Here is a 17,020-nt window from a genome sequence, read left to right on the forward strand (position 1 = left end):
GGCTACGTACGCCCGTCGTACCCGTCGAACTGCGTGTTCCCGCACGCGGCGCAGTTCAACGGCTCGCGCTGATAGCGTGCGCCGCAGACGGGGCACTCGAAGCTGTTCTGTGAACTGGCTGCGGCGACACGGTCGACGAGGCGTTGCGTCACTCCCATTGCATGCTAACACACACCACGAATCGACTTAACTCTTTGGCAGAACACCACTAAACACCTAATATCAGTGCTAGTACAGCCAATACACGCTCGTAAAAACACTCAAACATAGGTATTTTCTCTATATAGGATGTGGTATTCGTATTCTCGATTCGGGGGTCGGGAGAAGCGTTCAAGGACGCGCACGCCCTCCGTCCACGTGATGCGTCTCGACGAGTACATCGACGACCTCTCGCCCGACGAGGAGGCCCGAAAGCGCCAGCTCGCGGGCGAGAAGTCCTACGAGATACTGGACTACGTCGAGGGCGCGAAGGAGCGCTTCGAGTCAGTGAAGTCCGGGGATTCGCTGTACGGCGCGACCGCGCCCTCGGTGTTCGTCGGGCGCTCCTCGTATCCGAACGTCTCCGCCGGAATCCTCTCCCCGGTCGGCGACGAGGAGGACGCCGAGAACTTCGCGACGAGCGGGAACTGGTACGACCGCGGCCTCGGCGTCGAGAACGTCCTCCAGTACCGAACTGGCTTACTGAACTCGCGGCGCTCCGCGGACGTGAACGTCAACGACGTCTGGGACGGCTTCGTCGGCGTGCAGCGCGAGGTCGCGCTCGCCGACCGGCCCGTGAACGTCGAACTCGGCCTCTCCGACACCCCCGAGTTCGACCCGGACGCGTTCGCGAACCCCGCCGCGAACGCCCCCACCGGACCGAACGCGACCGCCGAATCCGCCGACCTCGCCGAGAACCCCCACGTCCCCCGCGCCGTCGAGAAAACCCTCGAAGACGACGACTGGCAGGCGCAGGGCGCGATGACCTACCTCTACCGCCGCGGCCTCGACGTGTACGACATCAACCGCGTGCTCTCCGTCGGCGGCCTCGGCCAGGGGGAGAACCGCCGCCTCGTCCCCACGCGCTGGTCGATTACGGCCGTCGACGACACCGTCGGCCAGTTCCTCCGCGGGCAGATACGGGACGAACGCAGCATCGACACGGTCGAAGTTCACGTGAACGAGTACATGGGGAACCGGTACTGGGTCGTGCTCGCGCCCGGCACCTGGGAGTTCGAACTCGTCGAGATGAAGTCCCCGGGCAGCATCTGGAACCCCGACCCCCAGGGCGACCTCTGGATGGCGAGCGCCTCGGAAGGCTACGAGGGCCGCACGGGCTACGTCGAGGAGACCGCGGGCGCGTACTACGCCGCCCGCCTCGGCGTCCTCGAACACCTCCGAGACAGAGGCCGGCAGGCGAAAGCCCTCGTCCTCCGCGAAGTCAGCGACGACTACTGGGCGCCCGTCGGCGTCTGGCAGGTCCGCGAGAGCGTGCGCAACGCCTTCGACCCCGACGCCGCCTACCTCGACCAGCCCGACGACCACGGTGAGGCCGAGACGTTCCACGACGCCGTCCGCGAAATCACGCCCCACCTCCCCGTCAGTCTGAACGCGCTCCGCCGCAAATCCACGATGATTTCGGGAATTCAGGCCGACCTCTCCTCCTTCTCGTAGGTTTACAATCCTCGACGACGTAGGCCCAGGTATGACAGCCCTCCCCGCGTTCGTCAGCGGTCTGCCCGGCGGCATGGAGTTCCTCATCGTCCTGTTCTTCTTCCTCGTGTTCAGCGTGGTGTCGCTCGCCCTCCTCGTCGCCGGTGGCTGGTACCTCCTCACGCGCACGTCGAGCGAGGGGGACGACGACCGCGTCGCCGAACTCGAAGCCGAGGTCGCAGAACTCAAGCGCCGCCTCGACGAAGAGGAGGAGAGATGAGCACCACCGAAACCAGGTGGGGATTGAGTCCGCGCGTCCGCGCGGTCCTCCTCACGTACGCCCTCGCCGTGCTCGCGTTCGGCGTCGGCGTCGTCTTCCTCACCGCCATCGCGGTCGTGTACCTCTCGGCCACCGGCTCCGACCAGATATCCGCCGTCGCGTCGCTCGGCATGAGCCTCATCGCGCTCCAGGGACTCGCGTTCCCGCTGGTCTCACTGACCTACCTCCACCGCCGCGGCCTCGGCCGCGACTTCCTCGATTACTCCCTGCCGTCGCTGCGCGAACTCGGCCAGACGGTCCTGACGTTCCTCGGCATCATCGCGCTCATCATCGTCGCCGGCCTCGTCATCCAGACGCTCGGCCTCGAAGCGGCGTCGAACACCGCCGGCGAGACCGCGAGCGCGAACCCCGAAATCGTCCCCTTCCTGATTCTCGCGTCCTTCCTCCTCATCGGCCCCGGCGAGGAACTGCTGTTCCGCGGCGTCATCCAGGGAACTCTGCGAAAACACTTCTCCGCGCCCGCCGCCATCCTGCTCGCGAGCGGCGCGTTCGCCCCCCTCCACATCACCGCGCTCATCGGGGACCTCCAGGCCGGCCTCGTCACCATCGCCGTCCTGTTCCTCCCGAGTCTCGCGTTCGGGTACGCGTACGAGAAGACTGACAACCTCGTCGTTCCCGCGCTCGCGCACGGCCTCTACGACGCGTTCCTGTTCGCCATGCTCTACCTCGCGACTGCGTACGCGCCCGAGACCCAGAGCCTACTCGGCCTCTAGATTACTCATCGCTTCCTCGACGTACTCGCCCGTGTCGGCGACGATGTCCGCCCAGTCCTCGTCGTCGGGCGCGAGACCCACGAGGCGGGCGATGCGCATGATGGAGACGTGGTACACCTGCTGGACGCCCGGCTCTTTCTGCCAGACGACCACGTTGCACGGGAACAGCCCTCCGATTTTCTTCTCGCTCGCGTCGAGCGCGCGGTCGGCCATCGCGGGGTTGCACGCGCCGAGCACGTAGTACGGGTCGCGGTCGGCGTCCACCTTCTCGTTCAACAGCTCGGACGGCGAGAACTCCGCGGGGAACCCGAATCCGGCGTCGCTGAACGCCTCGCGGACGTGCTCGACGGCCTCCGCGTGGTCCATGTGGAGGGTCGCGGTCTCCTCGCCGATGTCCTCGGGGTCGATGCGCGACGGGTCGATAGGGAGCGACATACCCGGTCTTCGGTCGCGAACGGGAAAAGCGTCTACTCTTCGGCGGTCGGCACCGCGCCGGTCCCGATGACGCCGCGGACGGCGGTCTCGAAGTCGTTCCGCGAGGAGAAGTACGTCGCGTCCACCTCGTCCAGAACACTCCCGAGTTCGCGCGCGCCGTCGGGTGTTCGGATGGTCGTCTCGCCCTCGCGGCGGGCGACCTCGCTCTTCTCCAGGCCCCAGGTGAGCCGCGCGGACACGCGGGCGAGCGGCGCGCCGTCGACGGGTTCGCCCTCGCCGAGTTCGACCGCGGGCCCCTCGTCTTCCTCGTCGTCAGCCATACGCGACTCTGCGGTGGACGCGTGGGTAGTTCTTTCGATGGGTCGCGGGAGCGCCGCTGTCTGGTCGCCGCCAGTACACCGGTGCGCAGTGCTTTTGGTGTTGCTCGTGCATACCACGCTCATGACGAGTCTCGCGGACGCGTACGAGCGGCAGGCGGGCGACGTGAGCCGCCGTCGCGTGTACGCGGGAACGGCCGTGTTCGCGGTTGGCGCGCTCATGGTCGTGTTTGGCGTCATCGCGGGCACGACGCCGCTCCTCCTCGGCGAGAACCCCTCGGCGGCTGACGTGCTCGGAACGCGCGAACTCGCCGGTATCTTCGTCGGCCTCGGGCTTCCCGCGGTGTTCACGGGTATCGTCACCGTGCTGCCGGCGAACCGGTTCCAGCGCGCGGCGGCGGTCGGCGGCGCGCTGCTCGCGGCCGTCGGCGTGTTCCTCTTCGCGTCGACGTACCCCGGGAACTGGTACTCGAGCCCGGGTGTTCCGAGCACGGCCGTGTTCGTGCTCGTGGTGGTGTACTCCGTGGGCGTGATGACGACGCTCTGGTGTCTATTCACGGCGGTCGCGACGTTCAAAACGCGGAACGACCCCGGCGGCACCGTGACCATGACCATCACGCGGGACGGCGAGACGCGGACCGTGGAGGTCCCCGAGGACCAACTCGGCTCCGCGCGCGACGCGCTAACCGGCGGGTCGTTCGGCGGCGTCGGCGTGTTCGGCGACATGGGGACGCCCGAAGACGACCATCCGACGCAGACGGGGTCCGCGAGCGCGTCCGCGAGCGACGGCGGCGCCGCGGCCGACATCACCTCGCCGCTCGACGACCCGCAGGACAAGTACTGCGGGAGTTGCGAGCACTTCGACTACGTCCGAACCGACGACGGGCTCAAGCCCTACTGCGGCCTCCACGACGAGGTCATGGACGACATGGAGGCGTGCGCGGAGTGGACGCCGAACAACTAGAGGCGCTCTTCGACGTGCCGCCAGTGACTTCCCTTCCAGTAGTACTGCCCGCAGTCCGTGCACTGCCAGACGCGGTCCGCGCCGTCGGGCGCGTGCTCGGGGCGGTCCGCGGTTTCCGCGAGTTCGCCGTTGCACTGTGAGCAGCGCGCGCCCTCGGTGAGTTCGAGTTCGAGCCCGGCCGCGCGGAGTTCGTCCAGCTGTTCGTCCGTATCCACGCTGTCGAGTAGCACGCTTTCACCGTACGAGTCGGCGAAGTCCACGTCCCGCGTGACGAGCACGCGGTTCTCGCGACGCGCCGCGTCCGCGATTTCGGGGTCTTCGAGAAGGCCGCGTTCGGGCGCGTACGCCGCGTCGTACCCGCACATCCGCAGGAGGCGCGCGAGGTCGCCGCACATCACGTCCAGCATCAGCCGGGTGTCGTCGGGCGTCATTCGAGGAACTCCTGAACCTCGCTCATCGACCAGGTGTTCAGCACGTCGTCGCGTTCCGCCCAGCCGCGCCGGGCGGTGTGGACGCCGTACTCCAGCTGGTCGAGTTCGCTCGGGCTGTGCGCGTCCGTGTTCACGACGATGGTCGCACCGGCCGCCACCGCCTCCTTCACGGCGCTTCCCGGGAGGTCGAGGCGGTGGTAGTTACTGTTCACCTCCAGCGCGGTCCCCGCGGCGGCCGCGGCTTCCCCGAGGCGCTCGGCGTCGAACTCCATCGCGGGCCGGTCGTTGATGAGGCGGCCCGACGGGTGGCCGAGCACGTCCACGTGCTCGTGTTCGACGGCCGCGACGAGTCGGTCGGTCTGGTCGCCGCCGTCGTCGCCCAGCCCGGAGTGCGGGCTCGCGACGACGATGTCCAGCTCCGCGAGCACGTCGTCCGGGACGTCCACGACGTTCCCGTCCGCGTCGATGTTCGTCTCGACACCGTGGAAGACGGTGAGGTCGTAGTCGTCGCGGACGGCGTCGATTTCGTCCATCTGGTCGCGGAGGTCGCTCCCGGAGAGCCCGGAGTCCCCGAACACGCCCGGGCCCTCGCCGTGGTCCGTGATGGCGTAGTAGTCGTAGCCGCGCGCCGCGGCGGCGTCGAGCATCTCCTCAATGGTGTTCGCGCCGTCCGACCACTCGGTGTGCGTGTGCAGGTCGCCGCGAACGTCGCCCTCCGCCACGAGGTCGGGGAGGTCGTCGTTCGCCGCGGCCGCAACCTCGCCCCGGTCTTCGCGGAGTTCGGGCGGAATCCACGCGCAGCCGAGCGCGTCGTACACGGCCTCCTCCGTGTCGCTCGCGAGCAGGTCGCCGACGCGCTGGCCGGAATCCGGGTCGTCGACGTCCGAGATGTCGAAGACGCCGTACTCGTTCACCTTCTTCTCCTGGCTGATCGCGTGGTTGCGGAGCGTGATGTTGTGGTCTTTCGACCCGGTGAAGTACTGGAGCGCCGCGCCGAACTCGCTCGGCGTCACCACCCGGAGGTCGACGCGCAGGCCGTCGCTCCGAACCGACGTTTTCGTCGGCCCGACCTCGATAGTCTCGTCCGCGTGCTCCCACTCCGTGAGCGCCTCGCCCACGGCTTCGCCGGCGTCGCTCGCCGCGAGCACGTCGACGTCCCCGATGGTCTCGCGCCACCGCCGCGTCGACCCCGCGGCCTCGGCGCGCTCCACGCCCTCGACGCCTTCGAGGAACGCGACAATGTCGTCCGCGACGGGCCGGCCGTCCCCGAGGAGGTCGCGCTCGCCCGCCTGCCGCGCGAACTCGATGTGGTCGAGGATGTTCTGCTCCGTCTTCGCGCCGAACCCCTCGACATCCCGAATCTCGCCGTTCTCCGCCGCGCGCTGGAGGTCGTCGAGGTCGCGAATCCCGAGCGCGTCGTACAGCGTTCCGACGGTTTTCGGACCGACACCCTCCACGCGGGTGAGCGCCGCCATGTTCACGGGAAGGTTCTCGCGTTCTTCTTCGAGTTCCTCGATGCTCCCGGTCTCGATGTACTCCACGATTTTCGACGCGATAGCCTCGCCGACGCCGTCTATCTCCTCGACGGCGTCCTGCCCGTCCGCGGCGAGGTCCTCGATTGCGTCGGGGTGGTCGCGAACGTTCGAGGCGGCGCGCCGGTACGTCGTCGGTTTGTACCCCACGTCCTGCGCCTCCAGCAGGTCCGCGTACTCCTCCAGTCGCTCGGCGACCTCGGCGTTCCGACTCATCGCCGAATCCCCCGGTCGTCGTCCCAGCCGAGCGCCTCGCTCAGGAATGAGTACCAGCGCTTCGTGTCCATGCGCTCCTGCACCTCCATCTCCTGCGCAACGCTCTTTGACCCGAGCGAGTCGAGCGCGTTCAACGCCCGGTCCAATCCCACGATGGCGTTCACCAACTCCTCGCCGTCCGCGAAAGAGATGTCGCCCTCCTCTAGGCGTTCGAGGCGTTCGAGGCGCTCCCGCCGGAGGAGTTTCTTCGCCTCCTGCACGCGCTCGCGCTCGCCCGCCGCCACGCCGTCCGCGTCCTTCACCTCGAACACGAACGACCGCAGCTCGAACGGCTCGCCCTGCACCTCGATCTCCTCCGGGATGGACGCACCGACCGTCGCGCCCTCGCGCTCCACGCGCTCGAGGAGTTGTTTGCGCTCGTACGGCTTCATACGTCGGCGTACGAACGCACTCGGGAAAGCACTTCGGCCCGCGCGAACGAGACCGTGCCGCCACGCCGGCGGCGCGGTGCGGCACGGTTTGGCTGGTGCGGCGCGGTCGGTGTGGGACGGTGCGGGCCTGGCGGATTGAACGGGCGAGGCGGTCTCGACGAACCCCGGGGACGCAAGCACGCGAGCGAAGCGAGCGCGCAGCGACCCGCGGGAGTCGAGAGTGCCGAGGGCTTTCGGGTCTCGTCGTCGCGGTTCGATCGCCCGTATTCGGAGACATCTCGTACTAGCCGCGGAACGCTTAACGGCCCGCCGTTCGAATCCCGGGTAATGGCTCGGTGTGACCGGTGCGGAGAGGAAGAGGGGATGCCGTACCAGTGTCGACTCTGTGGCGGTACGTTCTGCTCGGAGCACCGGCTCCCGGAGAACCACGACTGTTCCGGCCTCGACAGCTGGAACGACCCGAGCGGGGTGTTCGACTCGGGGTTCGACGATAGCGTGAGCGACTCGTCCGCGAAGTCGTCCGTGCTCGGTCTCGATACGGGACCGGGCGGCGTCCTCGCGTACTTCCGTGGGAACGCGACGTACATCCTGCTCGGCGTGATGTGGGTGATGTTCCTCGTGCAGCGTGTGCTGGCGCCGGCGTTCGGTATCGAGCCGGGGACGCAGGCGTGGGTGAACTTGTTCACGCTGAACACCACGCACCCGCTGTACGTCTGGACGTGGATCACGTCGGTGTTCGCGCACGGCGACCTGATGCACATCGTCTTCAACAGCATCGTCCTGTACTTCTTCGGGCCGGTGGTGGAGCGGCGAATCGGCTCGAAGAAGCTCGTCGCGTTGTTCCTCGCGGCGGGCGCGCTCGCCGGTCTCGCGCAGGTCGGGGCGACGCTCCTCCAGCACCCCGAGGTGTACGGCCGGCAGATGCTCTTCGTGGATGGTGGGGAGATGTACCGGCTCACGAACGCCACTGCCGTGCTCGGCGCGAGCGGCGCTATCGCGGCGCTGATGGGCGTGCTCACGGTGCTGAACCCGAACCTCCGCATCATGCTCTACTTCGTGATTCCGATGCCGCTCTGGGTCGCGACGCTGCTGTTCGCGGGCTATTCGGTGTTGATGAGTAGTGTGGGCGGAATCGGTGCGGGCGGCGTCGCGCAGCTCGCGCACCTCGCGGGACTCGTGCTCGGACTGCTGTACGGCGTGAAACTCAAGCGGGACGGCGAGCGCGCGCCGCAGGAACTCCGGTTCGGCGGCGGGGGCGGTGGCATGGGCGGTATGGGCGGCCGACGGCGGCGATAACATGGAGGTCGAACGCCCCGAATACGTTCCCGACCCCGCGCTCTCCCGCGAGGAGATGGAGTCCATGCAGGACGACATCGCCGCGGACGCCGTCTTCGCGGACGACCACGGCATCGACCCCGACGCGTTCCGCCTCACCGACACCGTCGAGGACGAGAGTGACTACGACCCCGACGGCGGGCCGGTCGTCGTGGGTGTTGACCAGGCGTTTACTGACGACGAGTCCGTGAGCGCCGTCGTCGCTATCCAGGGCGGCCGAATCGTGGAACGCGAGACGGGGCGCGCGCCGCTCGACCTCCCCTACATCCCGGGATTGCTCGCGTTCCGCGAGGGCCGCTCCATCGTGAACGCGCTCGATTCGCTCTCCGTGCCCGCGGACCTCCTCGTGCTGGACGGGAGCGGCCGCATCCACTTCCGGCAGGCCGGCATCGCCACGCACGTCGGCGTCATCTTCGACGCACCCGCGCTCGGCGTCGCGAAGAACCTCCTCTGCGGCACGCCCCGGCAGTCCCTCGACAACTACTACGAGGCGGGGACGCGCGTCGCCATCGAGGCGACCGACCGCGTGAGCGCGCCCGCCGGAACCGTCATCGGGTACGCCTACCAGTCCCGGCAGTACCCGAACCCCGAGACGCGCCACGTCAACCCGCTCATCGTGAGTCCCGGCCACCGCGTGAGCGCTGAGACGACCGTGGACTTCGTGGAAGCGCTCTGCGCGGGCTACAAGCTCCCGGAGCCGACGCGGCTCGCGGACGCCGACGCCGACCGGGTGAAATGACTTAACTCGGAGCCGGTCCAGGAGTCGGGTATGACGAAGGTCGTTCTCATCACGGGCGCGTCCTCGGGTATCGGCCGCGCGACCGCCGAACTGTTCCTCGACGAGGAGTGGACGGTGTACGCAACGGCGCGCGACACCGGGGACGTGGCCGACCTCGCGGAGCGCGACGGCTGCGAGACCCGGGAGCTGGACGTGACGAAACCCGCGCAGTGCAAGAACGTCGTGGACGATGTGGTGGAGACCGCGGGCCGCCTCGACTGCCTCGTGAACAACGCGGGGTTCGGGCAGATGGGGGCGCTGGAGGACCTCCCGACGCGCAAACTCCACCGGCAGTTCGACGTGAACGTCTACGGCCCCCACCGGCTGATTCGGGCGGCGCTCCCGCACATGCGCGAGCGCGAGGACGGCACCATCGTGAACGTCTCCTCGGTCTCGGGACGCGTCAGCACGCCCGGGATGGGCGCGTACTCCGGGTCGAAGTTCGCGCTGGAGGCGATGAGCGACGCGCTCCGCGGCGAAGTCGAGGCGTTCGACATCGACGTGTGCGTCGTGGAACCCGGCCCGGTCGACACCGAGTTCGGCGAGCGCGCGACGGCCGAACTCGACGACGTCGAGGCGACGGGCGTCTACGACCACGTGTACTCGCTCTACGAGGACTACGTGCTCGTGAGCGGCGCGGGCGCGAGCGACCCGAGCGAGGTCGCGGACTGCATCGTGGACGCCGCCGTCAGCCCCGACCCGCCCGCGCGCTACCCCGTCGGGCGCGCCGGCCGCCTCGGCGTCCTCGCGCGCTTCGTCCCCGACCGCCTCCGCGACAAAGCGTTCAGCCTCGCCGCGAAGTTCGCCTAGAGGCAGGACGCGACGACCCGCAGCATCCGTTCTCCCCGCACCTCCTCGGCGAACAGCGGAACGCGCTTCACGGTAGTCCCCCGGAAGAGGTCCTGCGCCTCCGCGAGCGCGTCCTGCTGGACGCTCCAGCGGCGCTGACAGAACTCACAGGAGTCGAGGTCGGGCGTGACGAACGCGTCCTCGGGCGCGTCCGTCACCTCCGCGAGCGGCTCCATCACGCGATTCACCACGACCGTCCCAACCGGAATCTCCTGGGATTCGAGCTGGCTGCGGAGGCGTTTCGACTCGAACACACTCATCTCCTCGGGCACCATCACGATGCGGAAGTCCGTTCGCGCAGGGTCGCGGAGGACGCTCCGAAGGCGTTCGACGCGCGCCGCGAGTTCGTCCAGGTCCGCGCCCATCCCCTCCGTGTCGCCGCCCATCATGCCCTTCAGGTTCTCCATCATCCCCGAGAACTGCTGGCGGAGCTTCATCACGCGCCCCATCATGGAGTCGAGGACGTCCGGGAGTTCCAGCAGGCGGAGCGTGTGCCCCGTCGGCGCGGTGTCCACGACCACGCGCTCGAACCGGTCGTCGTCCATGTACCGGAGGAGCAACTGCATCGCCGCCGCCTCGTCCGCGCCCGGCATCATCCCCTCCAATCCGTCGTCGCCCTCGCCGCCGGGGAGCATCGCGTCCATCCCGCCGAGCGGGTTCTCGCCCCCGCCGCCGAACACGCCCGCGCGCTCCAGCGCGTCCTCCGGGTCGATTTCCACCGCGTACAGCGGCACGTCGTCCCGGATGCGCTGCGGGCGCGTGGGAACCTCCGTCTCGTAGGTGTCGCTGAGGCTGTGCGCGGGGTCCGTGGACACCACGAGCGTGTCCGTGCCGTCGCTCGCTGACGCCAGCCCGGTCGCGGCGGCCATCGTCGTCTTCCCGACGCCGCCCTTCCCGCCGTACAGCACGTACTCGGCCGTCCCGGCGTCGACGGTGAGGTCCGCGGAATCCACGGCTTCGACTTCGATTTCGCTCATACTCGGGGCGTCGCGCCACGCTCCGGTCAATCCGTCGGTTCCCCGCCACCCAGCGTTGAAGTCGCTCCCGGCGAATGCCATCCGTATGCCCTCCGAGACAGACCGGGAACTGACGATGACGCAGCGGATGGTGCTCGGCACGCAACTCAGCGTGCTCGGCCTCGCCGCCCTCCACCTCGGCCTCGCCTGGTTCGCGCTCGGCCTTATCGCGCTCGGCCTCGTCGCGACGGTCGGGTCGTTCATGACGCGAACCGCACACACCCCGTGACCGAGGCGAGAACTTTCTTCTTCCGCCGGGCCACAGACCCGGGACGAATGACTGGTGCCGACGAGACAGCGCCCGACGACCGGCGGTCGTCGCACGGCGCGCCGGCGGTCGGGTCGACAATCCGCGACCGGTTCGAGACGCACGAGGTGTTCCAGCGAATCATCGTCGCGGCGGACGAGGAGGCGACGACGAGCGACCGCGAACTGTTCTTCAGCGGGCTGGCGGCCGGGTTCGCCATCACCGTGACGTTCCTGCTCTACGCGTCGCTCACCGCGTCCACCGGCGGCGACCCCGTGCTGAGCGCGCTGCTGTATCCGCTCGGGTTCGTCTACATCGTGCTCGGCGGCTACCAGCTCTACACGGAGAACACGCTCCCGCCGGTCGTGCTCGTCCTGGAGCGGCTGGCGAGCGTTCCCAGACTCCTCCGCATCTGGGGCATCGTCCTCCTCGGGAACTTCGCCGGGGGCACCATCGGGGGCGTCGTGCTCGCGACCACGGGCGTCTTCTCGCCGGACGCCGCGGTCGCGGCCACCGATATCGCCCGGAAGGGTATCGAGACCTCGTTCGGCGCGCTGTTCTTCAAGGCGTGCTTCGCCGGGCTCATCGTCGCCGGCGTCGTCTGGCTCGACTACGCGGCCCGCGAGACCATCTCCCGGTTCGTCGTCGTGTACGTCGCCTTTCTCGCCATCCCGTTCGGGAACCTCTTCCACGTCGTCGTCTCCTTCACCGAAGTCGTCTACCTCGTCACCGCCGGACAGGCCGCGCTCCTCGACCCGCTCGTCGGGTTCGTGCTCCCCGTTCTCCTCGGGAACACGGTCGGCGGCGTCCTCCTCGTCACCGTGGTGAACTACTTCCAGACGACCGCCGAACGCCGCGAACTCGCCCGCGGCCGCACCGCGGACCGACAGCTATCCACGCGCGACTGGCTGTTCGGCCGGACCGACGACTCGTACATCGAGAACGAGGAGAACGACTGACTCCGAGGTACGCGCACGTTTTGCGACGACCCGAACGCGGTACTCCCCGGGCCGCGAACGGGGAGGCATGACGCACGTACTCGGCATCGTCGGCAGCGTCTCCGAGGAGTCGAAAACGAAGGCGGCGGTCGAACGCGCGCTCGACGGCGCGGCCGCGGACGCGGAGACGAGTCTCCTCCACCTCGCGGAGTACGACCTCGAAACGGCGGACGGCCGCGGCCTCGAGAACTACACGGGCGACACCGCCGACGCCCTCCAGCAGGTCGTGGACGCGGACGCGTACGTCGTCGGTACGCCCGTCTACCGCGGGTCGTGTTCGGGTCTCCTGAAGAACTTCCTCGACATGGTGCCGCGCGGCATCTGGGCGGCGGACGTGGCGCCGTTCGAGGACAGCGCGGTCGGACTGGTGGCGACGGGCGCGACCGACCACCACTACCTCGCCATCGACCAGGAACTCCGGCCGCTGTTCGGCTTTTTCGGCGCGCACACGGTCGGCGGCGCGGTGTACGCGAGCGACGACGACTTCGACGACTACGAACTCGCGACTGATGACCTCAAGGAGCGGCTCGACACGCTCGGCGCGGCGACCGTCGACCTCTCCGAGGCCATTGCGGAGTCGGACGCGCTCTCCGCGCTCGGCCCCCAGTTCTAGCGCAAGAACTTCCGCTACCGGGAACCCCTGCCAAGCCTTAGCGAGGCCACAGACGGCTTCCTTCCGCGGTCTCTCTCCACGCACATGGTAGATGTCGACTTCGCGTACTGGGTGCCGAACGTCAGCGGCGGCCTCGTCATCACGGACTGGCCCGCCGACACCGACTGGCAGTACGACTACAACGAGGAACTCGCGCAGAAGGCGGAGGACGTGGGGTTCCGGTACGCGCTCGCGCAGGCTCGCTTCTTCGGGAGCTACAACGCGGACAAGCAGCTCGAAGCGCTCAGCATCTCGAACGCGCTCGTCGCGAACACGGAGGAACTCGAACTCATCGCGGCCGTCCACCCCGGCCTGTGGCATCCGGGACCGGTCGCGAACTTCATGGCGACCGGCGACCACATCAGCAACGGCCGCTTCCACCTGAACGTCGTTTCGGGCTGGTTCAAGCGCGAGTTCACCGGGTTCGGCGAGCCGTGGCTCGAACACGACGAGCGCTACGAGCGCAGCGAGGAGTTCATCGAGGTCCTGAAGGGCCTCTGGACGGAAGAGGAGTTCAGTTACGACGGCCGGTTCTACCAGATGAACGACGCTCCCCTCCAGCCGAAACCGACCGCGGACCCGCATCCCACGATTTTCCAGGGCGGGAACTCCCAGCGCGCCCGGAAGATGGCGGCGCGGAACGCGGACGTGCTGTTCATGAACGGCGGCAGTCCCTCCGAACTAGCGGAGATTATGGCCGACGTTCGCGAGTACGCCGAGGAGTTCGACACCGAGCCGCCGAAGTTCGCGGCGAACGCGTTCGTCATCCAGCGCGACACCGAAGCGGAGGCGAAGGACGAACTGGAGAACATCATCGAGAACGCGACCGACGAACAGGTCGAGGCGTTCAAGGAACAGGTGAAGCAGGCCGGACAGTCCACGGAGGAGGGCGACGGAATGTGGGCCGACTCGGAGTTCGAGGACCTCGTTCAGTACAACGACGGCTTCAAGACCGGCCTCATCGGCACGGAGGAGCAGATCGTGGAGCGCATCCGCGAACTGGACGCCATCGGCATCGACATCGTGCTCACGGGCTTCCTGAACTACGACTGGGAACTCGAACAGTTCGGCGAAACCATCATCCCCGCCGTCGAGGACGCGGAACCGCTCGACGACGCCGACCCGGTGCTGGCTGACGACTAGGCGAAGTACTCGGCGAGGCGTTCGGCGGCCGTCTCGACGCGGGGCGTGACGAGCGCGAACCGGAACCACTCGCTCCGCGACTCGCCGAACGCCGACCCGGGCATTCCGGCGACGCCGGCCTCGTCGATTAGCCGTCGCGTGTTTTCGAGCGTTCCGGGGTAGTCGGGGAACTTCGCGAGCACGTAGAACGCGCCGTCGGGCTCCGTGTACTCCGCGCCCGCGGCGTCCAGTGCGGTGGTGAACGTCCGGACGCGCTCGCGGAGTCGGTCCCGGTTCTCCGCGTGATAGTCCGGACCCGTCTCCCGGAGCGCGTTCAGGACGGCGTACTGGCCGGGCCGGGTCGTGGAGACGTTCGTCAGCATGTTCCGCGCGCGAACGGCGGGCACGTGCTCGCGCGGGAGAATCGTGTATCCGACCCGGAACCCGGTGATTGCGTGCGTCTTCGAGTAGGAGTTCGTGACGATGACGTGCGCCGAGTCGAACTCCAGCGCGCTCGTGAACGCGCCGTCGAGCACGAAGTGGTCGTACACCTCGTCGCTCACCAGGACGGCGTCGTACTCCTTCGCGACGGCGACGAGTTCGCGCATCGTCTCCTCACCGTAGACCGCGCCCGTGGGATTGTTCGGCGTGTTCACGACGATAGCGGCGGTGTCGTCGCTCGCGGTCGCGCGCACGTCCGCCGGGTCGAGCGTGCCGTCGTCGTCCACGGGGACGAACGACTGCTCGCCGCCGAGCATCGTCGTCTTCCCCGGATAGTACGGATAGACGGGGTCGGTGAGGATGACCTCGTTGCCCGCGCCGCGTTCGAGCGCGCGCCCCATCGCGAGGTAGTTCGCCGCGCCGCCGCCGTTCGCGACGATGACGCGCTCCGCGTCGACGCCCCGGCGCGCCGCTATCTCCTCGCGCAACTCGCGGAGACCCGCGCTCGGCGCGTACTGAAAGTCGTCGCCGCCGAGGTCCGCGTACTCGTGCAACCCCTCGCTGATGCCGTCCGGCGACCCCCAGTCGGGGTTCCCGGACACCATGTCCACCACGTCGCGGTCGGCGTCCTCCGCGTACGCCATCACCTCGAAGAACAGCGGTTCCTCGTACTCCATACTCCGACTGGGGACTCGACTCCCCTCGCTCTTTCGGCGCGCCACCGCCACCGCCGCCGGCACCTATTTTCCCCCGGCGGCGGAAACCCGGGGTATGCGCGAACACGCCCGCGATCCGCCGGTCGAGGAGACGCTCGGGGAGGCGCTCCGCGAGCGCGGCGACACCATCGCCACCACCGAGTCCTGCACGGGCGGCCTCGTCGGCTCGCTCCTCACCGATATTCCGGGGTCATCGGACTACTTCGACCGGACGTACTGCACGTACACGTACGACGCGAAACTCGACACCGGCGTCACGCGCGAGGCGCTCGACGAGCACGGCGCGGTCAGCGAACCCGTCGCGCGCCAGATGGCGCAAGCGGTTCGGGATTCGGCGGGGACGACGTGGGGCGTCTCCACCACCGGCATCGCCGGCCCCGCGGGCGGAACGCCCGAGAAACCCGTCGGCACGGTCTACATCGGCGTCGCGCACGCCGGCGACTGGGGGAGCGACGAGACGTACACCAGCGTGGAGCGCTACGAGTTCGACGGCGACCGCCGCGACATCAAAGAGAAGATAGCCCGGCGCGCCCTCCGAAACGTCGAGAACGAACTCGAATGAACAAGAAAGACCACGTCCTCAACGGCCTCCTCCTCGGCATCGGCCTTGGCTACGTCCTCCACCCCGCCGGCGACATGGAGACGCTCCGCACCGTCGCCGCCGCGACCATCCCGGTCGTGCTCGGCGCGCTCTTCCCCGACGTCGACACCGACTTCGGCCGCCACCGAAAGACCCTGCACAGCCTCCCCGTTCTGGCGGTTTTCGTCGCGTACCCCTACGTGTTCGACAACCTCCACTGGGTGTGGGTCGGCGTGCTCACCCACTACGTCCTCGACGTGGTCGGGAGCAAGCGCGGCATCGCGCTCTTCCACCCGCTCTCCGAGAAGGAGTACGGCCTCCCCATCGGCGTGAGCACCGTAAGTAACTACGCGACAATCGTCACCATCGTCATCACCGCGCTCGAACTCGCCGTGGTGTGGGCGGCCATCACGTACGCGCCCCAGTACCTCCCGAGCGGGTTCGACGTGGCCGTGAACGCCCTCTAGTAGACGCGCACGTCGTCGAACCGCCCCTCGTACGCGATGTGGCGCGGATGGGTCGGCTCCATTCCGGAGAGCAGAATCCGGTCCACCTTCTCGTACGTGTTCTCCCAGCCGAGATGCGCGAACTCCGCGTAACACCGCGCTTCGTGCGCGACGCCCGACCGGTGGTCGACGACGCGGCGCGCGCCCGACCGGAGTGCCTCGACGAGCGCGTCCTCGCTCGTCACGTCCTCGCTGAACGTCGTCCACGCCTCCCCGACGGTCCCGGGGAGGTGGGCGTACGACGACCCGAACGCGGGGAGGTCCTGGGCGCGCGCGAGGCGCTTCGCGCGACGGCGGTGGTGCGCGAGGAACTTCGGATTGTACGTCTCCACGGCATCGATGCGGTCGCGGTAGCGCTCCACGTCCGCCGACGTGAGCGACACCGTCAGGAACGCCGGGTGCGGCGCGAGCACGGCCGCGCCCTGGCGCTCGAACTCGTCCAGCGCGCCCTCGAGCGTGATGAAGTCCGGAACGGGGTCGTCGAGGCCGACGGCGAGGAGATGGCGGCGGTCGCGCCAGTCGCCCGTGAACACCTCGCGCGCCGGAATCACCGCGAGGTCGTCGTCGCTGAACCGCTCCGCGCGCTCCCGAACGTCCGGGAGGCGCTGGAAGTGCGGCGCGTACACGAGCGCGTCCAGCCCTCGCGACTTCGCGCGCGCCACCACGTCCTCGTTGAGGACTTTCACGTGCAGGTCGACCCGGCAGGCTGTCACACGTACGTGTTCTCGACCGAGGGTTTAGCGGTTTGCGGTTCCGCGGCCTCCCGGAT

The 17,020-nt window shown here is 68.4% G+C and carries 21 protein-coding genes and 1 pseudogene; 13 read left to right on the top strand and 9 right to left on the bottom strand.

Annotation, left to right across the window (positions count from 1 at the left end):
* Positions 1 to 2: 2 nt before the first annotated feature.
* Positions 3 to 158, bottom strand: a complete 156-nt coding sequence (locus tag U3A55_RS14255; RefSeq protein ID WP_330992162.1) for a hypothetical protein — start codon at positions 156 to 158, stop codon at positions 3 to 5.
* 202 nt (positions 159 to 360) lie between these two features.
* Here U3A55_RS14255 and nreA point away from each other — a divergent pair, with 202 nt between their 5' ends.
* The 3 genes from nreA to U3A55_RS14270 are packed head-to-tail and all read left to right on the top strand — an operon-like array spanning position 361 to position 2,685.
* Positions 361 to 1,653, top strand: coding sequence for a DNA repair protein NreA (gene nreA, locus U3A55_RS14260; RefSeq protein WP_330992163.1), 1,293 nt, complete (start codon positions 361 to 363; stop codon positions 1,651 to 1,653).
* Positions 1,654 to 1,684: 31 nt separating this feature from the next.
* Positions 1,685 to 1,912 carry a hypothetical protein gene (locus U3A55_RS14265; protein ID WP_330992164.1) on the top strand — a complete coding sequence of 76 codons (228 nt, stop codon included), beginning with the start codon at positions 1,685 to 1,687 and terminating at the stop codon, positions 1,910 to 1,912.
* Positions 1,909 to 2,685 (top strand): CPBP family intramembrane glutamic endopeptidase, encoded by a 777-nt coding sequence (locus U3A55_RS14270; RefSeq protein WP_330992165.1) that lies wholly within the window; start codon positions 1,909 to 1,911, stop codon positions 2,683 to 2,685. Before U3A55_RS14265 ends, U3A55_RS14270 begins: the two co-directional genes overlap by 4 nt.
* Here U3A55_RS14270 and U3A55_RS14275 read toward each other — a convergent pair.
* Both U3A55_RS14275 and U3A55_RS14280 read right to left on the bottom strand, forming a co-directional pair.
* Complete coding sequence (locus U3A55_RS14275) at positions 2,671 to 3,120, bottom strand: DUF302 domain-containing protein (protein ID WP_330992166.1); 450 nt, start codon at positions 3,118 to 3,120, stop codon at positions 2,671 to 2,673. The two genes, U3A55_RS14270 and U3A55_RS14275, sit on opposite strands and share 15 nt — an antisense overlap.
* A gap of 32 nt (positions 3,121 to 3,152) precedes the next feature.
* On the bottom strand, positions 3,153 to 3,440 hold the full coding sequence (locus U3A55_RS14280; protein WP_330992167.1) for a DUF5789 family protein: 288 nt from the start codon (positions 3,438 to 3,440) through the stop codon (positions 3,153 to 3,155).
* Positions 3,441 to 3,561: 121 nt separating this feature from the next.
* Here U3A55_RS14280 and U3A55_RS14285 point away from each other — a divergent pair, with 121 nt between their 5' ends.
* Complete coding sequence (locus tag U3A55_RS14285; protein ID WP_330992168.1) at positions 3,562 to 4,401, top strand: DUF7139 domain-containing protein; 840 nt, start codon at positions 3,562 to 3,564, stop codon at positions 4,399 to 4,401.
* Here the strand turns inward: U3A55_RS14285 and U3A55_RS14290 are convergent.
* Genes U3A55_RS14290 through U3A55_RS14300 form a run of 3 tightly spaced genes read right to left on the bottom strand, consistent with a single transcriptional unit; the run spans position 4,398 to position 7,011 of the window.
* Positions 4,398 to 4,832, bottom strand: coding sequence for a DUF5615 family PIN-like protein (locus tag U3A55_RS14290; RefSeq protein ID WP_330992169.1), 435 nt, complete (start codon positions 4,830 to 4,832; stop codon positions 4,398 to 4,400). The two genes, U3A55_RS14285 and U3A55_RS14290, sit on opposite strands and share 4 nt — an antisense overlap.
* Positions 4,829 to 6,580, bottom strand: coding sequence for a DNA polymerase/3'-5' exonuclease PolX (polX, locus tag U3A55_RS14295; protein WP_330992170.1), 1,752 nt, complete (start codon positions 6,578 to 6,580; stop codon positions 4,829 to 4,831). The genes U3A55_RS14290 and polX overlap by 4 nt, the downstream gene beginning before the upstream one ends.
* The gene (locus tag U3A55_RS14300; protein ID WP_330992171.1) at positions 6,577 to 7,011 is read right to left on the bottom strand and encodes a DUF5788 family protein; all 435 of its coding nucleotides are present in this window, start codon (positions 7,009 to 7,011) and stop codon (positions 6,577 to 6,579) included. The genes polX and U3A55_RS14300 overlap by 4 nt, the downstream gene beginning before the upstream one ends.
* Before the next feature lie 327 nt (positions 7,012 to 7,338).
* On the opposite strand from U3A55_RS14300, the gene U3A55_RS14305 reads away from it, so the two are divergent.
* From U3A55_RS14305 to U3A55_RS14315, 3 genes are read left to right on the top strand one after another with little or no spacing between them, the layout of a single operon-like run.
* Complete coding sequence (locus U3A55_RS14305; RefSeq protein ID WP_330992172.1) at positions 7,339 to 8,307, top strand: rhomboid family intramembrane serine protease; 969 nt, start codon at positions 7,339 to 7,341, stop codon at positions 8,305 to 8,307.
* Between the two features lies 1 nt (position 8,308).
* On the top strand, positions 8,309 to 9,085 hold the full coding sequence (locus tag U3A55_RS14310; RefSeq protein ID WP_330992173.1) for an endonuclease V: 777 nt from the start codon (positions 8,309 to 8,311) through the stop codon (positions 9,083 to 9,085).
* Between the two features lie 30 nt (positions 9,086 to 9,115).
* Positions 9,116 to 9,934, top strand: a complete 819-nt coding sequence (locus U3A55_RS14315; protein ID WP_330992174.1) for an SDR family oxidoreductase — start codon at positions 9,116 to 9,118, stop codon at positions 9,932 to 9,934.
* On the opposite strand, the gene U3A55_RS14320 is transcribed toward U3A55_RS14315, so the two are convergent.
* Positions 9,931 to 10,950: an ArsA family ATPase gene (locus U3A55_RS14320; protein ID WP_330992175.1), complete on the bottom strand. Its 1,020-nt coding sequence runs from the start codon at positions 10,948 to 10,950 to the stop codon at positions 9,931 to 9,933. The two genes, U3A55_RS14315 and U3A55_RS14320, sit on opposite strands and share 4 nt — an antisense overlap.
* 85 nt (positions 10,951 to 11,035) lie before the next feature.
* Between U3A55_RS14320 and U3A55_RS14325 the strand changes: the two genes are divergently transcribed.
* The 4 genes and pseudogenes from U3A55_RS14325 to sfnG all read left to right on the top strand — a co-directional run bounded on the left by U3A55_RS14325 (position 11,036) and on the right by sfnG (position 14,029).
* Positions 11,036 to 11,218, top strand: a complete 183-nt coding sequence (locus U3A55_RS14325) for a hypothetical protein (RefSeq protein ID WP_330992176.1) — start codon at positions 11,036 to 11,038, stop codon at positions 11,216 to 11,218.
* 47 nt (positions 11,219 to 11,265) lie between these two features.
* Positions 11,266 to 12,153, top strand: a pseudogene (locus U3A55_RS14330) (formate/nitrite transporter family protein); the annotation flags it as partial.
* Between the two features lie 109 nt (positions 12,154 to 12,262).
* Complete coding sequence (locus tag U3A55_RS14335) at positions 12,263 to 12,847, top strand: NADPH-dependent FMN reductase (RefSeq protein WP_330992178.1); 585 nt, start codon at positions 12,263 to 12,265, stop codon at positions 12,845 to 12,847.
* Positions 12,848 to 12,931: 84 nt separating this feature from the next.
* Entirely contained in the window at positions 12,932 to 14,029 is a 1,098-nt protein-coding gene (gene sfnG, locus U3A55_RS14340; RefSeq protein ID WP_330992179.1) for a dimethylsulfone monooxygenase SfnG, read from the top strand.
* Here sfnG and U3A55_RS14345 read toward each other — a convergent pair.
* Entirely contained in the window at positions 14,026 to 15,126 is a 1,101-nt protein-coding gene (locus U3A55_RS14345) for a pyridoxal phosphate-dependent aminotransferase (protein ID WP_330992180.1), read from the bottom strand. The genes sfnG and U3A55_RS14345 overlap by 4 nt on opposite strands.
* Positions 15,127 to 15,220: 94 nt before the next feature.
* Between U3A55_RS14345 and U3A55_RS14350 the strand changes: the two genes are divergently transcribed.
* A complete protein-coding gene (locus U3A55_RS14350; protein WP_330992181.1) occupies positions 15,221 to 15,727 on the top strand; it encodes a CinA family protein in 507 nt (168 codons plus the stop codon).
* Positions 15,724 to 16,212: a metal-dependent hydrolase gene (locus U3A55_RS14355; protein WP_330992182.1), complete on the top strand. Its 489-nt coding sequence runs from the start codon at positions 15,724 to 15,726 to the stop codon at positions 16,210 to 16,212. The genes U3A55_RS14350 and U3A55_RS14355 overlap by 4 nt, the downstream gene beginning before the upstream one ends.
* Here the strand turns inward: U3A55_RS14355 and U3A55_RS14360 are convergent.
* A complete protein-coding gene (locus U3A55_RS14360; protein ID WP_330992183.1) occupies positions 16,209 to 16,964 on the bottom strand; it encodes a PHP-associated domain-containing protein in 756 nt (251 codons plus the stop codon). The genes U3A55_RS14355 and U3A55_RS14360 overlap by 4 nt on opposite strands.
* Between the last annotated feature and the right edge of the window lie 56 nt (positions 16,965 to 17,020).

The sequence above is a fragment of the Salarchaeum sp. III genome (assembly GCF_036418315.1).
Classification (GTDB): domain Archaea; phylum Halobacteriota; class Halobacteria; order Halobacteriales; family Halobacteriaceae; genus Salarchaeum.

Bases quoted from the DNA above. Each gene is read 5' to 3' on its own strand.
- U3A55_RS14290 (WP_330992169.1), bottom strand. From the start codon at position 4,832: ATGACGCCCGACGACACCCGGCTGATGCTGGACGTGATGTGCGGCGAC.
- U3A55_RS14345 (WP_330992180.1), bottom strand. From the start codon at position 15,126: ATGGAGTACGAGGAACCGCTGTTCTTCGAGGTGATGGCGTACGCGGAG.
- U3A55_RS14350 (WP_330992181.1), top strand. From the start codon at position 15,221: ATGCGCGAACACGCCCGCGATCCGCCGGTCGAGGAGACGCTCGGGGAG.
- U3A55_RS14325 (WP_330992176.1), top strand. From the start codon at position 11,036: ATGCCCTCCGAGACAGACCGGGAACTGACGATGACGCAGCGGATGGTG.
- U3A55_RS14315 (WP_330992174.1), top strand. From the start codon at position 9,116: ATGACGAAGGTCGTTCTCATCACGGGCGCGTCCTCGGGTATCGGCCGC.
- U3A55_RS14255 (WP_330992162.1), bottom strand. From the start codon at position 158: ATGGGAGTGACGCAACGCCTCGTCGACCGTGTCGCCGCAGCCAGTTCA.
- U3A55_RS14300 (WP_330992171.1), bottom strand. From the start codon at position 7,011: ATGAAGCCGTACGAGCGCAAACAACTCCTCGAGCGCGTGGAGCGCGAG.
- sfnG (WP_330992179.1), top strand. From the start codon at position 12,932: ATGGTAGATGTCGACTTCGCGTACTGGGTGCCGAACGTCAGCGGCGGC.
- polX (WP_330992170.1), bottom strand. From the start codon at position 6,580: ATGAGTCGGAACGCCGAGGTCGCCGAGCGACTGGAGGAGTACGCGGAC.
- U3A55_RS14335 (WP_330992178.1), top strand. From the start codon at position 12,263: ATGACGCACGTACTCGGCATCGTCGGCAGCGTCTCCGAGGAGTCGAAA.
- U3A55_RS14285 (WP_330992168.1), top strand. From the start codon at position 3,562: ATGACGAGTCTCGCGGACGCGTACGAGCGGCAGGCGGGCGACGTGAGC.
- U3A55_RS14310 (WP_330992173.1), top strand. From the start codon at position 8,309: ATGGAGGTCGAACGCCCCGAATACGTTCCCGACCCCGCGCTCTCCCGC.
- U3A55_RS14305 (WP_330992172.1), top strand. From the start codon at position 7,339: ATGGCTCGGTGTGACCGGTGCGGAGAGGAAGAGGGGATGCCGTACCAG.
- U3A55_RS14270 (WP_330992165.1), top strand. From the start codon at position 1,909: ATGAGCACCACCGAAACCAGGTGGGGATTGAGTCCGCGCGTCCGCGCG.
- U3A55_RS14355 (WP_330992182.1), top strand. From the start codon at position 15,724: ATGAACAAGAAAGACCACGTCCTCAACGGCCTCCTCCTCGGCATCGGC.
- U3A55_RS14265 (WP_330992164.1), top strand. From the start codon at position 1,685: ATGACAGCCCTCCCCGCGTTCGTCAGCGGTCTGCCCGGCGGCATGGAG.
- nreA (WP_330992163.1), top strand. From the start codon at position 361: ATGCGTCTCGACGAGTACATCGACGACCTCTCGCCCGACGAGGAGGCC.
- U3A55_RS14320 (WP_330992175.1), bottom strand. From the start codon at position 10,950: ATGAGCGAAATCGAAGTCGAAGCCGTGGATTCCGCGGACCTCACCGTC.
- U3A55_RS14280 (WP_330992167.1), bottom strand. From the start codon at position 3,440: ATGGCTGACGACGAGGAAGACGAGGGGCCCGCGGTCGAACTCGGCGAG.
- U3A55_RS14275 (WP_330992166.1), bottom strand. From the start codon at position 3,120: ATGTCGCTCCCTATCGACCCGTCGCGCATCGACCCCGAGGACATCGGC.